General features: G+C 65.5%; 24 protein-coding genes. 23 read left to right on the forward strand and 1 reads right to left on the reverse strand.

Features of this window, described 5'->3' with window-relative positions:
- Positions 1 to 25: 25 nt before the first annotated feature.
- From ACODS0_RS01880 to ACODS0_RS01935, 12 genes are all read left to right on the forward strand, one after another.
- Positions 26 to 1,075 carry an SDR family oxidoreductase gene (locus tag ACODS0_RS01880; RefSeq protein WP_488832342.1) on the forward strand — a complete coding sequence of 350 codons (1,050 nt, stop codon included), beginning with the start codon at positions 26 to 28 and terminating at the stop codon, positions 1,073 to 1,075.
- Between the two features lie 155 nt (positions 1,076 to 1,230).
- A complete protein-coding gene (locus tag ACODS0_RS01885; protein ID WP_488832344.1) occupies positions 1,231 to 2,487 on the forward strand; it encodes an alpha/beta hydrolase family protein in 1,257 nt (418 codons plus the stop codon).
- A gap of 126 nt (positions 2,488 to 2,613) precedes the next feature.
- Complete coding sequence (locus ACODS0_RS01890; RefSeq protein ID WP_488832346.1) at positions 2,614 to 3,393, forward strand: FadR/GntR family transcriptional regulator; 780 nt, start codon at positions 2,614 to 2,616, stop codon at positions 3,391 to 3,393.
- A 332-nt stretch (positions 3,394 to 3,725) separates the two neighbouring features.
- Positions 3,726 to 5,093, forward strand: a complete 1,368-nt coding sequence (locus tag ACODS0_RS01895; protein WP_488832348.1) for a GntP family transporter — start codon at positions 3,726 to 3,728, stop codon at positions 5,091 to 5,093.
- Between the two features lie 37 nt (positions 5,094 to 5,130).
- The gene (gene ltnD, locus ACODS0_RS01900; protein WP_488832350.1) at positions 5,131 to 6,045 is read left to right on the forward strand and encodes an L-threonate dehydrogenase; all 915 of its coding nucleotides are present in this window, start codon (positions 5,131 to 5,133) and stop codon (positions 6,043 to 6,045) included.
- Positions 6,042 to 7,319, forward strand: coding sequence for a 3-oxo-tetronate kinase (gene otnK, locus ACODS0_RS01905; protein ID WP_488832352.1), 1,278 nt, complete (start codon positions 6,042 to 6,044; stop codon positions 7,317 to 7,319). The genes ltnD and otnK overlap by 4 nt, the downstream gene beginning before the upstream one ends.
- A gap of 17 nt (positions 7,320 to 7,336) precedes the next feature.
- Positions 7,337 to 8,026, forward strand: coding sequence for a class II aldolase/adducin family protein (locus ACODS0_RS01910; RefSeq protein ID WP_488832658.1), 690 nt, complete (start codon positions 7,337 to 7,339; stop codon positions 8,024 to 8,026).
- Between the two features lie 68 nt (positions 8,027 to 8,094).
- Positions 8,095 to 9,162: an alpha/beta fold hydrolase gene (locus ACODS0_RS01915; RefSeq protein ID WP_488832354.1), complete on the forward strand. Its 1,068-nt coding sequence runs from the start codon at positions 8,095 to 8,097 to the stop codon at positions 9,160 to 9,162.
- 27 nt (positions 9,163 to 9,189) lie between these two features.
- Positions 9,190 to 9,987, forward strand: a complete 798-nt coding sequence (otnI, locus tag ACODS0_RS01920) for a 2-oxo-tetronate isomerase (RefSeq protein WP_488832356.1) — start codon at positions 9,190 to 9,192, stop codon at positions 9,985 to 9,987.
- 379 nt (positions 9,988 to 10,366) lie between these two features.
- A complete protein-coding gene (locus tag ACODS0_RS01925) occupies positions 10,367 to 11,395 on the forward strand; it encodes an ABC transporter substrate-binding protein (protein WP_488832358.1) in 1,029 nt (342 codons plus the stop codon).
- Between the two features lie 13 nt (positions 11,396 to 11,408).
- Positions 11,409 to 12,407, forward strand: coding sequence for an isopenicillin N synthase family dioxygenase (locus tag ACODS0_RS01930; RefSeq protein ID WP_488832361.1), 999 nt, complete (start codon positions 11,409 to 11,411; stop codon positions 12,405 to 12,407).
- Positions 12,404 to 12,820: a VOC family protein gene (locus ACODS0_RS01935; protein ID WP_488832363.1), complete on the forward strand. Its 417-nt coding sequence runs from the start codon at positions 12,404 to 12,406 to the stop codon at positions 12,818 to 12,820. Before ACODS0_RS01930 ends, ACODS0_RS01935 begins: the two co-directional genes overlap by 4 nt.
- Before the next feature lie 93 nt (positions 12,821 to 12,913).
- Here ACODS0_RS01935 and ACODS0_RS01940 read toward each other — a convergent pair whose 3' ends face one another.
- A complete protein-coding gene (locus ACODS0_RS01940; RefSeq protein ID WP_488832365.1) occupies positions 12,914 to 13,912 on the reverse strand; it encodes an isopenicillin N synthase family dioxygenase in 999 nt (332 codons plus the stop codon).
- Between the two features lie 435 nt (positions 13,913 to 14,347).
- Here ACODS0_RS01940 and ACODS0_RS01945 point away from each other — a divergent pair, with 435 nt between their 5' ends.
- The 11 genes from ACODS0_RS01945 to ACODS0_RS01995 all read left to right on the forward strand — a co-directional run bounded on the left by ACODS0_RS01945 (position 14,348) and on the right by ACODS0_RS01995 (position 23,826).
- A complete protein-coding gene (locus ACODS0_RS01945) occupies positions 14,348 to 14,875 on the forward strand; it encodes a nucleoside deaminase (protein ID WP_488832367.1) in 528 nt (175 codons plus the stop codon).
- Between the two features lie 78 nt (positions 14,876 to 14,953).
- On the forward strand, positions 14,954 to 15,610 hold the full coding sequence (locus tag ACODS0_RS01950) for a TetR/AcrR family transcriptional regulator (RefSeq protein WP_218300432.1): 657 nt from the start codon (positions 14,954 to 14,956) through the stop codon (positions 15,608 to 15,610).
- A 189-nt stretch (positions 15,611 to 15,799) separates the two neighbouring features.
- Positions 15,800 to 16,102, forward strand: a complete 303-nt coding sequence (locus ACODS0_RS01955) for a 2Fe-2S iron-sulfur cluster-binding protein (RefSeq protein ID WP_488832370.1) — start codon at positions 15,800 to 15,802, stop codon at positions 16,100 to 16,102.
- A gap of 25 nt (positions 16,103 to 16,127) precedes the next feature.
- Positions 16,128 to 16,715: an NAD(P)H-dependent oxidoreductase gene (locus ACODS0_RS01960; protein ID WP_488832372.1), complete on the forward strand. Its 588-nt coding sequence runs from the start codon at positions 16,128 to 16,130 to the stop codon at positions 16,713 to 16,715.
- Positions 16,716 to 16,738: 23 nt separating this feature from the next.
- The gene (locus ACODS0_RS01965; RefSeq protein ID WP_488832374.1) at positions 16,739 to 18,058 is read left to right on the forward strand and encodes an amidohydrolase family protein; all 1,320 of its coding nucleotides are present in this window, start codon (positions 16,739 to 16,741) and stop codon (positions 18,056 to 18,058) included.
- Positions 18,055 to 18,531, forward strand: a complete 477-nt coding sequence (locus ACODS0_RS01970; RefSeq protein ID WP_218300429.1) for a RidA family protein — start codon at positions 18,055 to 18,057, stop codon at positions 18,529 to 18,531. Before ACODS0_RS01965 ends, ACODS0_RS01970 begins: the two co-directional genes overlap by 4 nt.
- Positions 18,532 to 18,560: 29 nt before the next feature.
- Positions 18,561 to 19,424, forward strand: coding sequence for a creatininase family protein (locus ACODS0_RS01975; RefSeq protein WP_116749125.1), 864 nt, complete (start codon positions 18,561 to 18,563; stop codon positions 19,422 to 19,424).
- Between the two features lie 86 nt (positions 19,425 to 19,510).
- A complete protein-coding gene (locus ACODS0_RS01980) occupies positions 19,511 to 20,509 on the forward strand; it encodes an ABC transporter substrate-binding protein (protein WP_228896478.1) in 999 nt (332 codons plus the stop codon).
- A 70-nt stretch (positions 20,510 to 20,579) separates the two neighbouring features.
- Positions 20,580 to 21,422 (forward strand): ABC transporter ATP-binding protein, encoded by an 843-nt coding sequence (locus ACODS0_RS01985; protein WP_488832378.1) that lies wholly within the window; start codon positions 20,580 to 20,582, stop codon positions 21,420 to 21,422.
- Positions 21,419 to 22,339: an ABC transporter permease gene (locus ACODS0_RS01990; RefSeq protein ID WP_082522388.1), complete on the forward strand. Its 921-nt coding sequence runs from the start codon at positions 21,419 to 21,421 to the stop codon at positions 22,337 to 22,339. Before ACODS0_RS01985 ends, ACODS0_RS01990 begins: the two co-directional genes overlap by 4 nt.
- Before the next feature lie 101 nt (positions 22,340 to 22,440).
- The gene (locus ACODS0_RS01995) at positions 22,441 to 23,826 is read left to right on the forward strand and encodes an FAD-binding oxidoreductase (RefSeq protein WP_488832380.1); all 1,386 of its coding nucleotides are present in this window, start codon (positions 22,441 to 22,443) and stop codon (positions 23,824 to 23,826) included.
- The last annotated feature ends 1 nt before the right edge of the window (position 23,827 follow it).

Here is a 23,827-nt window from a genome sequence, read left to right on the forward strand (position 1 = left end):
ATTTGATTTTTGAAGTTCAATCGACATGAAACAATCCAAGGGCTTGCGGGCCGCTTTTGTCACCGGCGCTACCGGCCTCCTCGGAAACAACCTTGTGCGCGAACTGGTCGAGCGCGGCTTCTTCGTCAAGGCACTCGTCCGCTCCAAGGCCAAGGGCCAGCAGCAGTTTGCAGGGGTGGAGGGGGTCGAACTGGTGCAGGGCGACATGGCGGACGTGCCCGCCTTCTCCAAAGCGCTCCAGGGTTGCGACGTGGTGTTCCACACCGCCGCGTTCTTCCGGGACAACTTCAAGGGCGGCAGCCACTGGGCAGAACTCAAGCGCATCAATGTGGACGGCACCAAGGACCTCATCGAGCGGGCATATGACGCGGGCATCCGGCGCTTCATCCAGACCTCGTCCATTGCGGTGCTCAATGGCGAGCCAGGCATGCTCATGGATGAGACCTGCCTGCGCGAACTCGCGGATGCCGAAGACGACTACTACCGCAGCAAGATACTGGCCGACCAAGCTGTGTCGGCCTTTCTGGCTGCGCACCCGGACATGCATGCCAGCTTCGTCTTGCCCGGATGGATGTGGGGACCGGCCGATATCGGCCCCACCTCTTCCGGGCAGTTTGTCAACGACGTGGTGCTGGGAAAACTGCCGGGGCTGGTGCCCGGCAGCTTTTCCGTTGTGGATGCTCGCGATGTAGCGAATGCGCAGATTGCGGCTGCAGAGCAGGGGCTGCGCGGCGAACGCTATCTGGCTGCCGGCCGCCACATGACGATGCAGGAACTGGTGCCTTTGGTAGGAAAGATCGCGGGCATCAAGACGCCGACACGCAACCTGCCCTTTCCGCTCCTGTATCTCCTGGCGAGCGTCCAGGAGCTCTACGCACGCATCACCGGCAAGCCCATCCTGCTCAGCCTGGCTACCGTGCGGTTGATGCGCAAGGAGGCGGGACGCAGCCATTTCAATCATGCCAAGAGCGAGCAACAGCTTCAGCTGAAGTTTCGCCCGGTCGAGCAAACCGTTGCCGACACGGTGGCCTGGTACCGAGGCCATGGCTGGCTGCCCGGCATACCGAACCGATAGCGCCAGACATGCGGCTGCGTCGCTCCGGCAAAAAGGGCGCGAGCAGCCAACCCCCAACGCGTGCAACGCACCCTCGGCAGCCGTTCATCGGCCTGGTGACACGTGTCTTGTGCCTTGCCACGCTCCCATCGCATTACCACCCTGAAGGAGATATCGTGACGAACAGACTGGCTTGGAAACTATGGATGTCCTTCGGCGCTGCTTTGCTGGCAGCCGCCGCACCACAAGAGTCCGCTGCGCAGGGAATCCCTGCGGCCCGGGCTGCGAACAGCATGGCCGAATTTTGCGCAAAAGGACAGGCCGAGTACCCGGGCGGCATCGCTCGCCTGCATCCCTCGTTCAAATTCAACATCTGTTGGTGGCTGGAGGATGCCGGGATCGAAGCGCGAACCTTTGACGAGGTCATTGGAGCGCTGCCGGAACACGCGGGGCCATCGCAGCCGACCTGGCAGGCAACGTTCAGCAAGCCCGCGCAGATGCACGCAGAAAGAGCACGCGTGGCCGCCGAGCAGGGCGACAACCTGGCGGCATCGGCCGCCTACAAAAAGGCGGCTTTCTACTGGCGGATGAACCGCATCCCCAAGCGTATTCCCGCTGCAGACCTGCGCGCGACCGAACAAGCCTATGCAGCCCTGGGCAAACCACTCCAGCGGATTGCCTTCAAGGCCGGCGGCAAAGAGTTCATTGGCTACTTCCGGGCCCCATCCACCCACCGCAGCGGCGATGCAAAGCTGCCAACCTTGGTGATCCTTGGCGGCCTCGACAACCTGAAGACAGAGATGATCCGGCACAGCGACTACTTCGCAAGCCGTGGGTTTGCAACCATCGTTGTGGAGAACCCGGACACCGGGGAGAACCAGCTGGGGTTCCACCCCGACTCCCATGTGATGTTCGACGCCATTGCCGACTACATCCAGCAACGCAGTGATCTGGATGCCAGCCGGGTGGCGGTGTACGGCTGGAGCATGGGCGGCTATCTGGCAACGCTTGGCGGACTGAAGAACGACCTCTACAAAGCGGTTGTCAACATTGGCGGCCCCAGCGATTCCAGCTTTGGAAGCGCGCATTGCATGGTGGCTCCTGCATGGATCGTCGCGCCGTACACCATGTTTGCGAACATGGATCCGCGGACCACACCTCGGCAGACGATGTGCAACTATTACGAAACCTTCCAGCTCTCCCGCCAGTTGAAGACGCCGACGAGGGGGCAGTTGCAAAAACCCATTCTGATGGTGAACGGGATCCACGAAGACCTTGTGTCCAAGGAGGAGCCCTCTTCTCTGGCCGCGCTCGGCTTCAACGTGACCCAGCTGGTCTACGGGGACGATGGGCATACGGCGGAGCTGCACATGCGGGAGCACTTTGATTTCGCGGCGAGCTGGCTGGTGCAGCGGCTCAGGGTGGCGAATTGATCTGACCAGACCTGGCAGGCGCGCGGTCGCGCAGGCAGGACGTGCTGCACGGCGCCTTGCGCTGACGCTTGGGGTACAGTCAGCCGTCCCTCGGGACTGCTGCCGCCACCTCTGTCCGCTTCGCCCATGTCGTCACCTTTTTCCGCCATCAAACCCAGCATCAAGCTGTCCGACCAGGTCGCCAGCGCGCTGGAGGCCGAGATCCGCGCGGGCCGCATCCAGGCGGCCGAGAAGCTGCCCACCGAGGCGGTGCTGGCGCAGCAGTTCCAGGTGAGCCGCACGGTGGTGCGCGAGGCGATCTCGCGGCTGAAGTCGCTGGGGCTGGTGGACTCGCGCCAGGGCAGTGGCGTGTACGTGCTGGCGCCAGGCATCGAGCCGCTGCAGTTTGATCTGCCCCACGCGGCATCGCGCGAGGCCGTGATGCAGATCGTGGAGGTGCGCCGCGCACTCGAAGCCGAGGTGGCCGAACTCGCCGCCCTGCGCCGCAGCGAAGACGACATCACCGCCATCCGCGCCGCCATGCAGCACATCGCCGACGCAGTGCGCGCGGGCCGCGACGGGGTGGAGGAAGACGTGCTGTTCCACCGCGCCATTGCGCGGGCAGCGGGCAACCCGTTCATGATCAGCACACTGGACTACCTCGCCCAGTTCCTGAAAGGCGCAACCCGCGTGACCCGCGCCAACGAAGCGCGGCGCGAGGACTTTGCCGACGCAGTGACCCACGAACACACGCAGATCGTGCGAGCCATCGAGGCGGGTGACCCGGTGGCCGCACGCGCCGCCGCCGCGCAGCACATGAAAAACGCGCTGGCCCGCATCGAGCAGGCCGACATCGCTTTCTGGGCCCAGGACGGCGCGCGGCTGGCGCAGCCACTCGTTGCAGCGTCCGCACCGCTGGTGTTCTGAACCCGGCGGGTGCCCGGCTCCCGCAGCGCATGGCCGCTGCGCAGGCGGATCAGGGGATGCTTCCCCACGCAATTTGCTATCAAATTAGTAGCTTACATCGCTTACCGGTCGCGCGCAGAGGGCCAAAAAACCTTCAAACAGCGCCGCACCACCCGCTCCTTCAGCCCGCCCATACGGGTTAACCCGAACCAAAACGGTGCGCGATAATTTGTATGATAACCATATAAACACACCAAATGAGGTGCAACCAGGCACCCAAACCGGGCCGCTACAGGCCCTGTTTCTTTGGGCTGCCTGGGCCTGTCCCCTTCCATCCCGGAGATACCCCGTTCATGTCCACCCTCGCACTTCTCGGCATCGGCGCCGGCAGCATTGCCCTGCTCCTGTTGCTCATCATCCGCTGGCAGGTCCACGCCTTCGTGGCCATGATGCTGGTGAGCTTTCTGGTGGCGTTTGCCACCGGCATGCCCATCGGCGACATCATCAGCACGCTGATTGCAGGCATGGGCGGCACGCTGGGTTCGGTGGCCATCCTGGTGGCGCTGGGCTCCATGCTGGGGCGCATGATCGAGGTCTCGGGTGGCGCGGCCAGCCTGGCCAACCGCTTCACGCAGCTGCTGGGCCCCACACGGGTACCCATGGCCCTCACAGCTGCAGCGCTGGTTCTGGCCATCCCGGTGTTTTTTGACGTGGGCTTCATCATCCTGGTGCCCATCGTCTACGGCTTTTGCAAGGCAGCGGGCGTCAACCCCATCAAGTTCGGACTGCCCGTAGCGGGCATCATGCTGGCCGCGCACGTGGTGGTGCCACCGCACCCCGGCATCGTCGGAGGGGCGGCCATCGTCAAGGGCGACATTGGCTGGATCACCATCATCGGCCTGACCATCTGCATCCCGCTGGCGGCGCTGTCCCAGGTCGTGTCGGGGTGGCTCAACCGCAAGGGCTACCCCATGCTGCCCACCACAGCAGAGCAGTTTGCGGCCTTTGGCAACAGCGAAGACAGCACCGCGTCCAAGGCCCGCAGCGCACCGGGCGTGGGCACAATCATGGCGCTCATCCTGATCCCACTGGCCCTCATCATGGCTGGCACCACCGGCGCCACGCTGCTGCCCAAGGGCGACAGCCTGCGCAACGTGCTGGGCTTCATCGGCTCGCCCATCTTTGCGCTGATGGTGGCCGTGGGCCTGGCCATGTTTCTGCTGGGCCGCAACCAGGGCTGGAACCGTGAACGCACCAACGCCATCATGGAATCCGCCCTGCCCCCTGCCGCCACCGTGATTTTGGTGACGGGTGCGGGCGGCGTGTTTGCCAAGGTGCTCACGGCCAGCGGCATTGGCGCTGCGCTGTCGCAAAGCCTCACCGCTACTCACCTGCCGCTCATCCTGCTGGCGTTCATCATCTCTCTGGCCCTGCGCGCCGCCCAGGGCTCGGCCACCGTGGCCATCATCACCACCTGCGGCCTGCTGGCCGATGCGATGGCGGGTGGCGGGTATTCCCCCTTGCAAGTGGCGCTGCTCACGGTTGCCATCGGCTTTGGCAGCCTGGGCCTGTCACACGTCAACGATTCGGGCTTCTGGATCGTGACCCGCTACCTGGGCCTGAGCGTGGGCGATGGCCTGCGCACCTGGACCGTGCTGACCACCGTGCTGGGCCTTGCAGGTTTTGCAATGACCGCTTTGCTCTGGGTGCTGGTGGCCTAAGCGCCCTCTTATTGAAATTCTTTGAAGGACTGACAACATGACACAACCCACCGTCGGCATCATCGGCCTGGGCGCCATGGGCGCTGGCATTGCCAAGACCCTGCGCAACAACGGTTTCACCATCCACGTGTGCGACGTGCGCCCCGGCGTGGCCGACGCCTTTGTGGCCGAAGGCGGCACCGCCCACGCCACCACGGCTGCGCTGGCGGCGGTGAGTGATGTGGTGGTGTCGGTGGTGGTCAACGCCGCGCAGACCGAGAGCGTGCTGTTTGGCGACGATGGACAAGGCGGCGCAGCAGCGGCCATGCGCCCCGGCAGCACCTTTGTGATGTGCTCCACCGTGGACCCCAACTGGTCCGTGGCGCTGGAAGCGCGCCTGAACGCGCTGGGCCTGCACTATGTGGACGCGCCCATCTCCGGTGGCGCCGCCAAGGCCGCATCGGGCCAGATGACCATGATGACCTCGGCCAAGCCCGAGGCCTATGCCGCAGCGGGCGCCGTGCTCGACGGCATGGCCGGCAAGGTGTACCGCCTGGGCGACAAGGCGGGCGCCGGCAGCAAGGTCAAGATCATCAACCAGCTGCTGGCCGGTGTGCACATTGCCGTGGCCGCCGAAGCCATGGCCCTGGGCCTGCGCGAAGGCGTGGACGCTGCAGCGCTGTACGAGGTCATCACCCACAGCGCGGGCAACAGCTGGATGTTTGAAAACCGCATGGCCCATGTGCTGGCGGGCGACTACACACCGCTGTCGGCGGTAGACATCTTTGTGAAGGACCTGGGCCTGGTGCTGGACACCGCACGCGCCAGCAAATTTCCCCTGCCGCTGGCCGCCACCGCGCACCAGATGTTCATGCAGGCATCCACCGCAGGCTTTGCCAAGGAAGATGACAGTGCCGTGATCAAGATCTTCCCCGGCATCACCCTGCCCGAAGCCAAGGAGAAAAAGGCATGACGCGCGCACGTGCACTGCTGGGCTGCATTGCCGACGACTTCACCGGCGCGACCGACCTGGCCAACAACCTGGTGCGCGCAGGCATGCGCGTGGTGCAGGCCATGGGCGTGCCCACGGCACCTTTGGATACCGAGGCCGATGCCATCGTGGTCGCGCTCAAGTCACGCACCATTCCCAAGGAGGAGGCCATCGCCCAGTCGCTTGAGGCGCTGCAATGGCTGAAAGCGCAAGGCGCCGAGCAGATCTACTTCAAATACTGCTCCACCTTTGACAGCACGGCCGAAGGCAACATCGGCCCCGTGACCGATGCGCTGATGCAGGCGCTGGGCACCGACTTCACCATCGCCACGCCCGCCTTCCCCGACAACAAGCGCACCGTGTTCAAGGGCTACCTGTTTGTGGGCGATGTGCTGCTGAACGAGAGCGGCATGCAGAACCACCCGCTCACGCCCATGACCGACCCCAACCTAGTGCGCGTGCTGCAGGCGCAGACTGAAAGCCGCGTGGGTCTGATCGACCACAGCGTGGTCGCACAGGGCGAGGCCGCCATCCGCGCGCGCATCGATCAACTCAAGGCCGAGGGAGTGCGCATGGCCGTGGTCGATGCAGTGTCCAACGCCGACCTGCTGCGCCTGGGCCCTGCCCTCAAGGGCATGCCGCTGGTCACAGCGGGCTCGGGCGTGGCCATTGGCCTGCCGGGCAACTTTGGCGTGGCCCCCAGCAACGAGGCCGCCCGCCTGCCCGCTGCACAAGGGCTTCAGGCCATCGTGTCGGGCAGCTGCTCGGTGGCGACCAACCAGCAGGTCATGGACTTCATCAAGGCAGGCAAGCCCGCCTTAGCCATCGACCCGCTGCGCATTGCGGCAGGCGTGGACGTGGCCGCCGAAGCGCTGGCCTGGGCCGAAGGCCACATTGGCAACGGCCCGGTGCTGGTGTATTCCACCGCTGAGCCTTCGGCCGTGCGCGCCATCCAGGGCAAACTGGGCTCTGAAAAGGCCGGTGCCATGGTGGAAGACACCATTGCCGCCATTGCACGCGGCCTGGTGCAGCGCGGTGTGCGCCAGCTCATCGTGGCGGGCGGCGAAACCTCGGGTGCATGTGTGCAGGCCCTGGGCATCACGCAAATGCGCATTGGCGCGCAGATCGACCCCGGCGTGCCGTGGTGCCATGCCGTGGCCCCCGACGCGAAGGACGGGCTGCACATCACGCTGAAGTCGGGCAATTTCGGCAGCACCGACTTCTTCACCAAGGCTTTTGCACAATTGCAGGTATGACCTCTAGCCCCGCCTTCATGGATGAAGCCCAAGCCCGCGAGGAAATCTGCCGCGTGGGCCGCAGCCTGTTTGAGCGGGGCTATGTGCACGCCACCGCAGGCAACATCAGCGTGCGCCTGGCCGACGGTTATCTCATCACCCCCACCGATGCCTGCCTGGGCACGCTGCAGCCCGAGCGGCTGGCGCGCCTGGATGCCCAAGGCCGGCAGGTGGCGGGCGACCGGGCCAGCAAGACCATTGCACTGCACCGGCAGATTTATGAGGCCTCGGCTTCGACAGCAGCCGCTGCGCGCTGCGTGATCCACACCCACAGCACGCATCTGGTGGCCTGCTCGCTGCAGGCCGACATGACGGCCAACGGCCCGCTGGGGCCTGACGCTCAATTGCTGCCTCCCATCACGCCCTACTTCGTCATGAAGGTAGGCCGCGTGCCGCACATCCCCTACCACCGGCCTGGCGACCCGGCTGCCGCAGCGCTGGTGGCGCAGACCATTGGCCGCTATGCCGCCAAGGGCAGCCCCGTGCGCGCCGTGATGCTGGCGCGCCTGGGACCCAACGTGTGGCATGACACACCCGCTGCCGCCATGGCCGTGCTGGAAGAGCTGGAAGAAACCGCGCGCCTGTGGATGCTGTGCAGGCCTCATCCCACGCCCCTCAACCCCGTGCAGATTGAAGAGCTGCGCCAGAGTTTTGGAGCGCACTGGTAACTGGGGCGCTGCGCTTGCACAGGTTCTTACGGCGTGGGGACGAAAGATTACATACAAGGAGACAAACCATGACCCTTTCTTTCTGGCGCAAAGCCTTTGCCCCCGTTTTGCTGGGCGTGCTGACCACCGGTGGCGTATCGGCTGCGGACTACCCCGCCCCCAAGCATGGGGAATGGGTCGTCAAGGACTTCCGCTTCCACACAGGCCAGACCTTGCCCGAACTCAAGCTGACCTACTCCACCGTGGGCGAGCCCACCGGAGAGCCGGTGCTGGTGCTGCATGGCACCAATGGCTCGGCGGAGAGCATGCTCACACCCGGCTTTGCAGGCACGCTGTTTGGCCCCGGACAGCCGCTGGATGCACGCAAGCACTTCATCATCCTGCCGGACGCCATCGGCACCGGCCGCTCCAGCAAGCCGTCAGACGGCCTGCGCGCCGCCTTTCCGGCCTACAACTACGACGACATGGTGCAGGCGCAGTACCGCCTGCTGACAGAGCACCTGGGCGTGCGCCATGTGCGCGCCATCATCGGCAACTCCATGGGCGGCATGCACACCTGGTTGTGGGCCCAGCGCTACCCCGACTTCATGGACATTGCCGTACCCATGGCCTCGCTGCCCGCCGTCATGTCGGGCCGCAACTGGATGATGCGCCGCCTGCTGGTCGAAGCCATCCGCAACGACCCCGAATGGCAAGGCGGCAACTACACCCGCCAGCCCCGCAGTCTGCAGTTTGCATCGGTGTTCTTTGGCACCGGCACCAACGGTGGCAACCAGGGCCTGCAAAAGCTGGCCCCCAACCGCGCTGCGGCCGATGCGCTGGTGGAGCAACGCCTCAAAGCCCCATTCCGTGGCGATGCCAACGACCACATCTACCAGTGGGAGGCCTCGCGCGACTACGACCCCGAGCCCGGGCTGGAACGCATCACTGCGCGCGTGCTGGCCATCAACTCGGCAGACGACGAGCGCAACCCGCCCGAGCTGGGCGTGCTGGACAAAGCCATCGCCCGCATCCCGCACGCACAGGCCTACGTGATCCCTGCCAGCGCCGACACGCTCGGCCACAGCACGGTGGGCCTGGCGCGCCTTTACCAAGACCGGCTGGCGCAGGTGCTCACCAGCGCACCGCGCCGCTGACCCGTTTTTCTCAGAAAGCCTTTTCTCATGCCCCGTTTTGCCGCCAACCTGTCCATGCTCTACAACGACGTGGACTTTCTCGACCGTTTTGCCGCCGCTGCCCGCGATGGCTTCAAGGCGGTGGAGTACCTCTTCCCCTACGCCTACCCGGCGCAAGAACTAGCCACCCGGCTGCAAGCCAACGGCCTGCAGCAGGTGCTGTTCAACGCGCCGCCCGGCAACTGGGATGCGGGCGAGCGCGGGCTGGCCTGCCTGCCGGGGCGTGAGGCCGAATTCCGCGAAGGCATTGCCAAAGCCGTGGAATACGCCCAGGCCCTGCAATGCCCCCGCATCCACGTGATGGCCGGGCTGGTGCCCCAAGGGGCCGATGCAGCCACCGTGCGCGCCACCTACATCGCCAACGTGCGCTACGCCGCCGAGCAGGCTGCGCCGCACGGCATCCAGATCCTGCTGGAGCCCATCAATGGCCGCGACATGCCCGGCTTCTTCCTGAGCCGCCAGGACCAGGCCCATGCTCTGATCGCCGAGATCGGTGCCACCAATGTGAAGGTGCAGATGGACCTGTACCACTGCCAGATCGTGGAAGGTGACCTGGCCATGAAAGTGCGCCAATACCTGCCGACCGGCAATGTCGGCCACTTCCAGATTGCCGGTGTGCCCGAACGCCACGAACCCGATGTGGGCGAGATCAACTACACCTATCTCTTCAACCTGCTGGACAGCCTGGGCTACGACGGCTGGATTGGCTGCGAATACCGCCCCGCGCGCGGGGCCGCCGCCCACGCCACCAGCGACGGGCTGGGCTGGCTCAAGCCCTGGCTCTAAGGGCCCGTTCCTCTAAAGGCCCGCTCCGCACCACAGTTGCCGCTGCACGCCTGACGCTGGTGCAGCGCGCACCATGGCGCGGCACGCGGGGGCGTTCGGGCATGGTTTCTCCTTGGGTTGGCATGGCACAGATCCTGCAAATACGCAGACGCCAAGAGTAGAAGCGTTCAGCGGCCACCGCCCGGAAATTGCTCTTGAAGCATGCAATGGACTGACGCCACCACGGGCGCGCAGGACTGTGCGTCTTCAGGAGGCCGGTGCCCCCACCTCGCAGCCCCAGCGCCCCGTCGGTTCATTGCATGCACCCCGTTCGGAGGGGTGTGAAGCCTGGCTTTTCACTCCCCCGTGGTTATCCGCCAACGACCAGGAGTGCTCCACCATGCAACGCCGTTCCCTCATCCGCGCCACCGGCGCCGCCGCCCTTCTGTCTGCCACACCGTTTGTGCGCGCCCAGGGCAATCTGCAAAAGTTCAAGTTCAACCTGGGCTGGAAGGTCGAGGCCTCGGGCGCAGGCTTTTTGCTGGCGCAGCAGCGCGGCTACTACAAGGATGCAGGCCTGGACGTCACCATCGACACCGGCAACGGGTCTGCCTCGGCCATCAGCCTGGTGGCGGGTGGAGCCTATGACGTGGCATCGGCCGACCTATCGACCATGATTGAGTTCAACACCGCCAACCCGCAGTCCAAACTGGCGGCGGTGGCCATCCAGTACGACCTGAACCCCAACTCGGTCATGGTGCGCAAGGACGGCGCTATCAAGAAGCCCGCCGACCTGGCGGGCAAGACCATCCTGGGCCAACCCTTCAATGCTTCGCGCAAGCTCTTTCCCGCCTTTGCCAAGGCGCAGGGCTTTGATGGCAGCGGCGTGAAATGGGAAAACGTGGCCCCCGACATCGGCGACACACGCTTCGTCAAAGGCGATTTCGACGCGGCGGCGTACTTCTTCTTCACCGGTCTGCTCAACCTGAAGGCGCGGGGCCTGACGCCTGATCAGATCACGGTGTTCCGCTTTTCGGACTATGGCCTCAAGTCGTATGGCAATGGGCTCATTGCCAACGCCAAGAGCATGCAGGACAACCCGGACGCCATGAAGGCCTTCGTCAAAGCCACCACACGCGGCTGGGTCGATGCGATTGCCGACCCGCGCGCCGGCGCTGCCGCCGTCAAGGCCCGCGAGCCTCTGGCGAATGAGGAGATCGAGTTCGAGCGCCTGCAGCTCATCGTGGACGGCACCATGAAGACGGCCGAGACACGCGCCAACGGCTGGGGTGCCGCCACCCCTGCACGCCTGCAGGCCACCATCGACGAGACCGTGGCCGCCTTCGGCCTCAAGAGCGGCCTGGCGGTGGCCGACATCTGGACCGACCGCTTTCTGCCCCTGGCCGCCGACCGCAAGCTCAAGGCCTGAACAGGAGCGCGCCATGGGCATCCCCCTCATCGACCTCAGTGGCGCCCTGGTGCAGGACGCACCGAACAGCCCCGCCGTGATGGCCGTGGCCGCCCGACTGCGCGAGGCCTGCACGGGCCCGGGATTCTTCTACGTGCGCCACCACGGCGTGCCGCAGGACGTCATTGCGCGCCAGTTTGCCTTGGCGCAGCAGTTCTTTGACCTGCCGCTGGCATCCAAGGAAGCGATTTCGCTGCACCATTCACCCGCCATGCGAGGCTACGAAAGCCTGGGTGGGCAGACACTGGACGCCAATGCGCGCCCGGACCTCAAGGAAAGCTTTTACTGCGGGCTGGACTATGCGGCAGACCATCCGTATGTGCAGCGCGGCTACCACTCCTACGGCAGCAACCAGTGGCCGGAGGGGTTGCCCGAGCTAGCCACCCAGAGCCGCACCTACATCGCCGCCATGCGGCAGCTGGCCCTGCGGCTGATGCAGCTGCTGGCGCTCTCGCTCGACCTGCCAGAAGACTATTTCGACCACACACACCAGAGCCCCATGCTCACGCTGCGGCTGCTGCGCTACCCACCCCATCCTGAGAGCGCCGATGCGCTCACCTTTGGCGCGGGCGAGCACACCGACTGGGGTGCCATCACCCTGCTGGCCCAGGACCACCATGGCGGGCTGGAGGTGAAACTTCCCACCGGCGAATGGGTGGCTGCCACCCCCATCGAGGGAGCGCTGGTGGTGAACCTGGGCGACATGATTCCGCGCTGGACGAATGGGCTGTACCGATCCAACCCCCACCGCGTGCGCAACGTGCACAGCGGGGGCGCACCGCGCCACTCCATTCCGTTCTTCTACACGCCCGACTACGAGGCCCAGGTGGTACCCATCCCCACCTGCGTGCCCGCGGGGGAGTCGCCGCGCTTTGCACCCTGCACCGTGGGCGAGCACCTGCAGGCCATGTACCGCAAGACGTACGGCCTGGGTCAGACCACCACCCCAGCCAGCGCGGCGGTGATGGCATGAGGCTCTGGTTCAACCTGCTGTGCCAGGACATCGAGGCGCAGCTTCAGTTCTATCAAGCCCTGCTGCAGTTGCCCGAGGCGCCGGGGACGCGCTCGGCCATCTACCGGGCGGTGGAGACCGAGCACTTCCAGCTCGGCTTCAATGCCCCCGAGGCCTATGCCCTGCTAGGCCTGGCCGACCGGCATCCTGGCGCAGCCTTGCCGTCACCACGCGGTGTGACAGGCTATGCCACCTTCATGCTGGACATGCCAGATGCCGTGGACTCTGCCAGCGAGAAGGCAAAAGCTCTGGGCGGGAAGATCATCAAGCCACCTTACGCCACCTACTACGGCCAATGGCAGGCGGTGCTGGCGGACCCGGAGGACAACGTGTTCCGGGTGAGCGCTGTGGGCGTTCCACGCAACGTTGCTTGAGCCACCACCTACCCGGCCAGACTATCGACGGCCGTGACCGTCAATGCAGCAGCGGGGTGGACCAACGCCCACCCCTGTGCCATCCATCGCGCCTCAATAGGCCTTGAAGTTGGCCGCCACCCGCTGGTTCAGGTAGTCACCGGCCGCAATCGCGGGGTACTTCTTGCCCGGCCCTTCGATGATGGCATCGCGGTTGGCCTGGGCGAAGAAAGCGATGCTGTAGCGCGGGCCCATGTATTCACCCGGCAGCGGGTTCTTCACACGGTGGAAGTTGCTGGGCAGCTGGTCGTCGCTCCAGCGCATCAGCATGTCGCCGATGTTGCAGGTGATGGCCTGCTCGTCGGGCTCTACCGAGGTCCAGGCCTGGGTCTCCATCTCCTTGCCCGGGCACACCTGCAGGCCGCCCTGGCCCTGGCGCTGAAAGAGCAGAGTCAGGCAATCAAAGTCGGTATGCGCCCCTGCGCGCCACAGGCCCAGGCTGGCCTGTTGCTCGGGCGGGGTCGCAAAGTAGTGCAGCAGGCGCAAGGTGCTTTGGTAGCTGGCCTGTGCAGGGTCGTGCGCGCGGGCAAAGAAGGCCTCGTCAAACCCCAGCTTCCACGCAAAACACGACAGCACCTGCATGGCCACCTGCCAGCACTGGCCCTCAAAGTTCAGCATGGTGGATTGAAAGCCCGCCAGCTCCTCGTCAGTGGGCCAGAGGCCCGCCATGTGCGGGCGGGTGATCTGGTACGACTCCTTCTGGTCCGGTGTGCCGGTGGAGGGGCGCACCTGCGCGCGACTCTCCCAGCCCACGTTGAGCGCCTTCTTGAGCGGGTACTGCGCCTTCACGGCATCCGGCAGCGCAAAGAAGCGCTCGGTCATCGCGAAGGCGTTGTGCACCTCGACCAGGTCAATGCCGTGATTCACGATCTGGAAAAAGCCGACATCGACTGCGGCGTCCCACAGCTGGTTGGCAATCTCGGTCTTGCGCTGAGCAAAGTGGCTGAGGTCGATGCGGCGGATCTCGCGGCTCGCGGTTTCCGAGCCCATCGCGCCCATGCGCGTTTCTCTTTGCAGCTCGGCGAGGTCGTAGGTGGCGGTGGTGGTGGTCATGCAGTTCTCCTGAAGACAAGTGGAAGGAAGAAAGGCCCTCCCGCTGGGTGCTTCAAGAGCGTTTGGCACCACCTGCTGCGGCCGTCCGTTCAACCCTTGAAGCCCCGGTGTGCAAGCGCACACCGCTGTGCGCACAGCGGGCTTCAAGAGCAATTTCCGACTGGCATCGCGTCGTGCAGGACTGCACAGGGGGCAACGCAGTGAACGCTTCTACTCTTGCCAATGGCGATGCAAGAAGAATGCCCACAACGCCTTGCGTTTGTGCCCGCGCAAAGTCAGAGCGCTTGTGTACAGCGCGCCGAAAGCCATGCACACATGTCACTGATTGTGATTGGCATGCCAAATGCATAGCGCCCTGCACCACAACGGCGGGCGTGCAGACAGTCCGGCGTTGCACAACGACAGCCACCAACCCACCATCGACGGAGACACCCCATGCACGCGCTCATGTCTGCACGCCCTGCCAGTTTTGACGACCCCACGTCCATCAACGACACCGACGGCACCTACCTGCGCCAGGCCATCATCTGGTCATGCACGGCACGAGCGCGCGGCAATCGTCCATTTGGCGCCGTGGTGGTGGGCGCAGGCGGCGAACTGCTTGCCGAGGCCTACTGCAACACCACCGAAACCGGCGACTGCACGGGCCATGCCGAAACCAACGCCGTGCGCCAGCTCAGCCCCCGCGTGGGCCGCGATGCACTGGCCAAGGCCACGCTGTACTCCTCGGCCGAGCCCTGCGTGATGTGCGCAGGCGCAATTTTCTGGTCTGGCATCGGTCGCGTGGTGTTTGGCATTGACGCCGTTCGCCTGCGGGTCTATCGCGGCGAGCGAGCGGAACAACGCGATGCAGAGCTGTCCTGCCGCGATGTGTTCGCAGCATCGCCCCATTCCATCGAGTGCATTGGCCCCGCGCTGATCGAGGAGGCCAGCGTTCCCCACATCGGCTTCTGGAAAGCGTGAAGCGAGCAGTAGCGCGCAAAATCGCTATCTTCTACCTGTTGTCTTTTGCAAGCCGCGCATCCCGCACCCCGCCCGTCCATGACTGAAACCGAAACCGATGTCGCCTCAGGCGCACTCCTGGGCCGCGCCAAACAAGGGCGCGAGCGCATCCTCACCGCCATCCGCGAGGCGGCGGTTGCCGAGTTCAGCCGCCATGGGTTCAAAGGGGCATCCACCAAGGCCATTGCCGAGCGCGCGGGCCTGACCAAGCCCCAGCTGCACTACTACATCAGCAGCAAGGAAGAACTCTATGAAGAGCTGCTGTACTCGGTGCTCAACGGCTGGTCGGGCGCCTTCATTTTCGACAGCAACAGCGACGATCCCAAGAAGGTGTTGAGCAGCTACGTGCGCAAGAAGCTCGACTACGCGCTGGACAACCCGGGCCTGTCGCGCATCTTCACCACCGAGGTGCTGGGCGGTGGGCGCAACCTGGGCAAATACTGGCCCGTGGCCGTCAAGTCCACCCAGCAGAAGGTGGACCTCATCAACCGCTGGATTGCCGAAGGCCGCATGCGCGCCGTCAACCCCACGCTACTGCTCATGCAGATCTGGGGCATGACGCAGCACTACGCCGACTACGGCGTGCAGGTGCACATCATGCTGGGCCTGGCGCCCGACGAGCCCATCGACCGCGAGCCCATCGTGCGTGAACTCACCAGCTTTGTGCTGCTGGGCTGCGGCCTCGCACCAGACTAAGGCCCCCGCCCCATTCTGGGCATCCCTCGGGTGCCCGAGGGGCGAATCCCGGGCAATTTGCACCAGCACGCGGCGTCAAAAGCCCCTTTCAGGCCGCGTTGATCCACCACAAAGACGTTTGACCGTTTTCTGTGGCTGGCACAGCCTTTGCAACAGTTTGACCAATCGATCAAATCACATGGTCAAACAATGCAGACAGCCCCTGACACCGCCAGCGCCACCCGCACAGAACACACGTTCGAGCTGATCCTGGAGCGCAGCCAGATGCGCTTGCCCGTTGGCCCCGGCGAGAGCATGGCCGACGTGCTGCAGCTCGCTGGCGTGCCGCTGGAAACCCTGTGCGAGCAGGGCGTGTGCGGTACCTGCGTCACCCGCTGGCTGGACGGCGAGCCTGACCACCGCGACAGCTGCCTGAGCGCAGCAGAGCAAGCCACCCACGTCGCCGTGTGCTGCGCGCGCAGCCACAGCGCCACGCTCACGCTCGACCTCTGAACTTCAACAACCAGGAAGCCCCGCCATGCGCATCCTCGTGATTTATTGCCACCCGGTAGAGACCAGCTACAACGCCGCCCTGCACACCGAGGTGGTGCAGCAGCTTCGCGGCGCAGGCCATGAGGTGGACGACTGCGACCTGTACGCCGAGGGCTTCAACCCCGTGATGACACGCGAGGAGCGCCTGGGCTACCACGAGGTGCCCAGCAACCAGTTGCCCGTGCAGGGCTATGTGGACCGCCTGCTCTGGGCCGAGGCCGTGGTGTTTTGCTTTCCCACCTGGTGCTTTGGCATGCCGGCGATGCTCAAGGGATTTTTCGACCGCGTGCTCATGCCCGGCGTGGCCTTTGACATCAGCGATCCCCACAACGTCAAGCCCTCGCTCACGCACATCCAGCGCATCTCGGCCGTGGTCACTTACGGGCGCCCCCGCTGGACGGCCCTGTTCATGGGCGACCCGCCGCGCAAGTCCATCACCCGCTACATGCGCCTGCTCACGGGCGGCAAGGCGCGGGTGGACTACCACGCCTGCTACCACATGAACGTGGCCACACCGCCCCGGCTGGCGGCCTTCAAGGCCCGCGTGGGCCAGGCGATGGCGCGCTTTGCGTAAGACCACGTTCTAAGGGCCACGGCATGCACGCATCCAACACTCCCGACCACATCCTGCGCGCCCGGTTGCCGCGCTGGCTGCTGCCCTCTGCGTGGCCGCAGCAGGGCCACCAGCCCGCACTGGCCGACCTGCACCTGGCCCAGGGCCGCATCGTGCAGGTGGTGCCCCACGGCACCCAGCCTGCGCCACATGGCACCGTGTGGGACGTAGCGGGCGCCTTGGTGTTGCCCGGCCTGGTCGATGCCCACACCCACCTGGACAAGGCCTTCACCCTGCCGCGCATGGGAGAGGTCAAACCCGGCCTGCTGGGCGCCATCGAGGCCATGATGGTGGACCGCCAGGGCTGGGCCGAAGCCGACATCCACGCCCGCGCCAGCCGCGCGCTGCAATGGGCCTACGACGCAGGCACCGTGCACCTGCGCACCCACTGCGACTGGTGGGAGCCCGACGCGCAGCCACTGGCCTGGAACGTGTTGCGCGCACTGGTCCACGACTGGGCCGACCGCATCACGCTGGAGCGCGTGAGCCTGATCCCCTTACACCTGTACGCAGACCGCAGCGCCGCCCTGCGGCTGGCCGCCACCGTGGCCACCAGCGGCCCCGGCGCATTGCTGGGCGGCTTTGTGCATTCCACCAACTGGGACCCGCAGGCGCTGCGCCACCTGTTGGAAGCCGCACAACACCACGGACTGAACGTGGACCTGCATGTGGACGAAGAACTGCACCCCGGCGCACAGGGCTTGGCGACCACGGCCGCACTGCTCAAGGAGCTGGGTTTCGAAGGCCATGTGGTCTGCGGCCACACCTGCGCCCTGGCCGCACAGGACGAGGCCACGGCCCTCGCCACGCTCGACGCGGTGGCACAAAGCCCGATCACGCTGGTCACGCTGCCCATCACCAACCTGCTGCTGCAGGACGCCACCACCGGCCGCACGCCGCGCCAGCGTGGTCTGACGCTGGTGAAGGAGGCCCGTGCACGCGGCATCCCGGTGCTGGTCGCCAGCGACAACGTGCAAGACCCGTTCTGCCCCGTGGGCAGCTTTGACCCGCTGGAAGCCCTGGCCACGGGCGTGCTGGCTGCGCAGCTGGATGCACCTTTCGACCAATGGAGCGAATCGCTGTGCCGTGCCGACTGGCTGCGCACCGGCCGCACTGGCACCACGGCGCTGCCGCTGCAGCCTAGCACGGTGGCTGACCTGCTGGTCTTCACGCAGGCCGACCACTGGGGCTTTCCATCGCGCGCACAAAGCCGTGTGGTGCTGCGCCAGGGCCGCGTCGCCAGCGGCCATGCACCGGCTGCCTGGCATGTGCCCACAACCCAATCCGCACGGAGCCTCGCATGAGCCCCACATCTGCGCCCGTACCTGCGCCAGGTATCGCCCAGCCCCTGGCCCGCTACGCCGCGTGGCGCCGCGCAGGCGACTTCATCTACCTGAGCGGGATCATTGCCGTGGACCCTGCCGCCAGCCGCATCGTGCGTGGCTACGACGACATCCCGCATGAGGCCGCCACGTTGATTGGCCGCACGGGCGAGTTCAGCAGCGACATCAAGGAGGGCCCCATCCTCGCGCAGAGCTGGTATGTGCTCGACCGCATCCGCCAGACCATCGAGGCCGCAGGCGGCCAGATGTCCGACGTGTTCAAGCTGGTGCAGTACTTCAAAAACCTGGACCACTTCCCACAGTACAGCCGCGTGCGCAAGCTGTTCTTCCCCGGCGAGCCACCCGCATCCACCGTAGTGGAAGTGAGCGGCATGTTGCCCACGCCCGACATCCTCATCGAGGTGGAGGCCACGGCCTACCTCCCCTTGCGCTGACAACGCCTTCCTTCACGAAAGAACCACCCATGCTGCACGGCTACAACCCGCCCCACCGCTACCTGCCTTACCTGAGCTGGACCGAGATCGCAGACCTGCCGGACAAGGAGAACACCGTCATCGTGCTGCCCACGGGCGCCACCGAGCAGCATGGCCCGCACCTGCCCTGTGCGGTGGACACGGTGATCAGCGCGGGTGTGGTGGGCCACGCACTGGCAAGGCTGCCGGCCGAGGTGCCCGCGTTTGCGATGGCACCCATCACCTACGGCAAGTCTGAGGAGCACCTGCACTTCCCCGGCACCGTCACGCTGAGCGGCGAGACCTTGCTGGCCACCATGAACGAAGTGGGCGAGTCGGTGTACCGCGCAGGTTTTCGCAAGCTGCTGTTCGTCAACGGCCACGGCGGTCAGCCGCAGGTGATGGAGATGTGCGCGCGCGAGCTGCGTCTGCGCCATGGCGACTTCATCGTGGTGCCCAGCTTCACCTGGCGTGTGCCACATGTGGCGGGCAAGTACCTGTCCGACACCGAAAAGAAACTGGCGATGCACGCAGGCCACGCCGAGACGGCGCTGATGCTGGCGCTGGCCCCCGACACCGTGCACATGGAGCGTGCGGTAGTCAACTACCCGCCCGTTTTTGACTCGCCCCTGCTCTCGCCCGACGGTCGCCCTGCCTGCGCCTGGAGTGCGCGCGACTTCGGCCCCAGCGGAATCATTGGCGACCCGCTGCCCGCCACGGCCGAACAGGGGCACGCCATCCTCGACTCGCTGGCCGTGAGCTGGGCTGCCGCCATCACCGAGCTGCACAAGCTGCAGTGGGCACCGCGCGCTGAGCCCACCTGGGGCCGCGCCCATCACACCGGCCACGTGGAGCACTCCAGCGCACTGGCCTGAAACCTGCGAACGCCACCGCAAAACCTTTTCGCCTTCCCCTTCGTTGTCCCTTCGTTCCACCTCCACCACCCTACCGGAGTACCACCATGATGAAGACCGCCTCCCGCCTTTCCAAACTTGGTGCAGCCGCGCTGCTCGCTGTTGGTGCCGTCGGCACCATGCAGGCCCACGCGCAGGAAAAGTTCACCTACATGACCAACTGGTACGCGCAGGCCGAGCATGGCGGCTTCTACCAGGCGGTGGCCACGGGCCTGTACAAAAAGTACGGGCTGGATGTGACCATCAAGATGGGCGGCCCGCAGGTCAACATCGTGCAGATGATGGCCGCCGGCCAGGCCGAATGCGTGATGGGGTCGAGCGACCTGCAGATGATCCAGATGCGTGAAGGCGGTGTGCCCGTGGTCAACGTGGCGGCCGTGTTCCAGAAGGACCCGCAGGTGCTCATCGCGCACGAGGACGTGAAGAAATTCGAAGACCTCAAGGGCAAAACCATCCTGATCGCCTCGTCGGCCCAGCGCGGCTACTGGCCCTGGCTCAAGGCCAAGTACGGCTTCACCGACTCGCAGACGCGCCCCTACACCTTCAACATCCAGCCCTTCGTGGCCGACAAGAACACCGCGCAGCAGGGCTACCTGACATCCGAGCCGTTTGCGATTGCCAAGGCGGGCGTCAAGGCCAATACGCTGATGTTCAGCGACCAGGGCTACCCAGCGTACGCCACCACCATCTCGTGCATGGAAAAGACGGTGAAGGACCGCGGCGCCGCCGTGGCCTCGTTCGTGAAGGCATCGATGGAAGGCTGGAAGAGCTACCTGGCCGACCCCGCACCCGCCAACGCGCTCATCAAGAAGGACAACCCCAACATGACCGACGAGCAGCTCGCCTACAGCGTGGCCAAACTCAAGGAAATGGGCATGGCCACCGGGGGTGACGCGGCCACCATGGGCATCGGCATCATGACCGACGCACGCGCCAAGGCCAGCTACGACTTCCTGGTGGACGCCAAGCTCATCGACCCTGCCAAGGTGAAGCTGGCCGAGACCTACACAACTTCGTTCGTCAAAGACCTCAAGGTTCTGCCCTGAGCCTGACAGCCCTGAAACAGCGGCCGGTGCGCTCCCTTGCACGCCCGGCCGCATCCATCGAAAGGCGACCATGACATCCCCCGCTAACTCCCCACCGCTGGCGCACGCCCCGACGCCAGCCACCTATTCCACGCCCGCCGTGGAGGTGCTCTCCGCCGAAAAAACCTACCCCAATGGCACCCAGGCCCTTCTGCCGGTGGACCTGACCATTGAGGAAGGCGAGTTCGTCACCCTGCTTGGCCCCTCGGGCTGCGGCAAGAGCACGCTGCTGAAAATGGTGGCAGGCCTGCTGGAGCCCACCGACGGCCGCCTGCACCTGTGGCGCAAGCCCGTGGCGCAGCTGGAAGAGAGCGGCAAGAAGATGGCGTTTGTCTTCCAGTCGCCCACGCTCATGCCCTGGGCCAGTGTGCAGACCAATGTGCGCCTGCCGCTGGACCTGGCGGGCGTGCCCCGCGCCGAGGCCGATGCGCGCGTGACCGAAGCGCTGGCGCTGGTGGGGTTGTCGAAATTTGCCCATGCGCTACCCCGAGCGCTGTCCGGCGGCATGCAGATGCGCGTGTCGATTGCGCGCGGCCTGGTCACCCAGCCCGACCTGCTGCTGATGGACGAGCCCTTTGGCGCACTCGACGAAATCACTCGCCACAAGCTCGACGCCGACCTGCTCGACTTGTGGCGCAAGAAAAAACTCACCGTGATCTTTGTGACGCACTCGATCCACGAGGCGGTGTTCCTCTCCAGCCGCGTGGTCATGATGGCCGCACGCCCCGGTCGCGTGGTCGAAGAGTTCCGCATCGACGCGCCCTACCCCCGCACGGCCGACTTCATGGTGTCGCCCGAATTCAGCCGCTACGCCAAGCTGCTGCAGGACAGCCTGCTGCGCGCCAGCGTGGACACCGAGGAGACCGTGGCATGAGCACCCCCTTCCCTTCCGCACCGATGGCGTCGCCCGTGGTCACCGCCCACCCCTCGGCCGCCCCGCGCTCAGCGCCTGCACCCGTCGCTGCCAAACCTGCCGCCAAGGCCACACCCAAACGCCCGCCGCTCATGGCCCAGCCACGCGTGCAGCGTGTGGTCTACCCAGTGCTGGTCGGCCTTGTGCTGATTGCGCTGTGGCAGGGCCTGGTCACGGCCATGGAGCTGCCACCCTACCTGGTGCCCTCGCCCATCCTGATGATGAAGACGCTGTTCACCGATTGGGCCGCACTGGGCGGCTCGCTGTGGGTCACCGTCAAGATCACGGTGCTGGCCTTTGTGGTGGCCACCGTGGCGGGTGTGCTCATCTCGTTCCTGTTTGTGCAGAGCAAACGCATCGAGACCGCGCTCTTCCCTTACGCCGTGCTGCTGCAGGTCACGCCCATCGTGGCCGTGGCGCCGCTCATCATCATCTGGGTGAAGGACCCGACCGCGTCCATGGTGATCTGCGCCGCACTGGTCGCCCTGTTCCCCATCATCAGCAACACCACGCTGGGTTTGCGCAGCGTGGAGCCTGACCTGCAAAGCTACTTCCAGCTCAACCGCGCCACGCGGCTGCAGACGCTGCTGCGCCTGCGCATCCCGAGCGCGCTGCCCTACTTTTTTGGCGGGCTGCGCATTTCCAGCGGCCTGGCGCTCATAGGCGCCGTGGTGGCGGAGTTTGTGGCGGGCACCGGGGGCCAGGGTGCGGGGCTGGCGTACCAGATTCTGCAGGCCGGCTTTCAGCTCAACATCCCGCGCATGTTTGCTGCACTGCTGCTGATTTCGCTCACTGGCGTCGCCTTGTTCGTGCTGATGGCCTGGCTCACCCGTGTCGCCCTGGGCGGCTGGCACGCCAGCGAAACGTCGCACGACTAGCCCTTTCAACCCCATCGCCAACACACCGCGCGCAGCCACTTGCGCGCGGCAAGGGCTTTCTTTTGCCCAAAACGGCCACCAGCGGCCAAGGAGATACCGACATGACCACCACCGCCCATCAACTGCCCGACCTGCTGCCCGGCCTCGACTGGATCGCCGACCCGCTGCGCGTGGGCCGCCTCTCACAGGACTTTGCCTGGTTCAGCCCCGTGCTCAAGCGTGACCTGGCGGGCAAGCGCGGCGACATCGCCGTGCGCCCGCGCACCGAAGCAGAAATCCGCCAGGTGGTGGCCGCCTGCGCCAGCGCGGGCATCCCCCTCACCGTGCGCGGCAGCGGCACCGGCAACTACGGCCAGAGCACGCCGCTGCACGGCGGCGTGATCCTGGACCTGTCGGGCTACAACGCGTTTGGCTGGGTGCGCGGCGGTGTGGGCCGCGCGCAGTCGGGCATCCGGCTGGCAGACTTTGATGCGCAGGCCAAGCCCCATGGGCAAGAGCTGCGCTGGCTGCCCAGCACCTACCGCAGCGCCACGCTGGGCGGGCTGTTTGGCGGCGGCTTTGGGGGGGCAGGCTCCATCAACCACGGCCCACTGGCCGCACCTGGCAACGTGCTGGCCGTGCGTGCGATGACGGTGGAGCCCGAACCGCAGATCATCGAACTGCACGGCCCCGAAGCCATGCTGCTGCACCACACCTACGGCACCAACGGCATCGTGCTGGAGCTGGAAGTGGCCCTGGCCCCTGCCGTGGAGTGGACCGAATGCATCGCTACCTTCGACAAGTTTGACGACGCGCTGGAATTTGCCGACCGCTTTGGCAGCGCCCCCGGGCTGGAGAAAAAAGAGGTGTGTTTTCTGGCCGCACCCATCCCGCAATACTTCACCAGCCTGGCCGAGCACTTGCCCGCCGACCAGCACGCGGTGCTGATGCTGGTAGCCCCGCACTCCGAAGCCGGCATGCGCAATATGGTGGCTCAGCACGGCGGCCAGATTACCTACCGCAAGACCGCCGACGAAGTGGCCGGCAGCCACAAGACGCTGCTCGAATACACCTGGAACCACACCACCCTGCACGCCCTCAAGGTGGACAAGGGCCTGACCTACATCCAGAGCGGCTTCAACCCCATGCACCGTCTCAAGCAGGTGAAGGCGCTGGAGGCTGCGCTGAAGGGCGAGGTCATGATGCACCTGGAGTTCTTGCGCACCAAGGAAGGCGCCTTCAACTGCAGCGGGCTGCAGATCATCCGCTACACCACCGAGGAGCGCCTGAACCAGATCATGCAGATCTACCGCGACCACGGCGTGCAGATCAACAACCCGCACGTGTACATCGTAGAAGACGGCAAGCAGAACCACCTGGACCCGGCCGTGGTGGGCATGAAGCGCCGCTTCGACCCGCAGGGCCTGCTCAACCCCGGCAAACTGCGCAGCTGGTATGCGGAAACACAACTGGCGCCCGAGACAAAGCCAGCGCGACAAACTGCCTGAG

Source organism: Acidovorax sp. FG60, assembly GCF_057808995.1.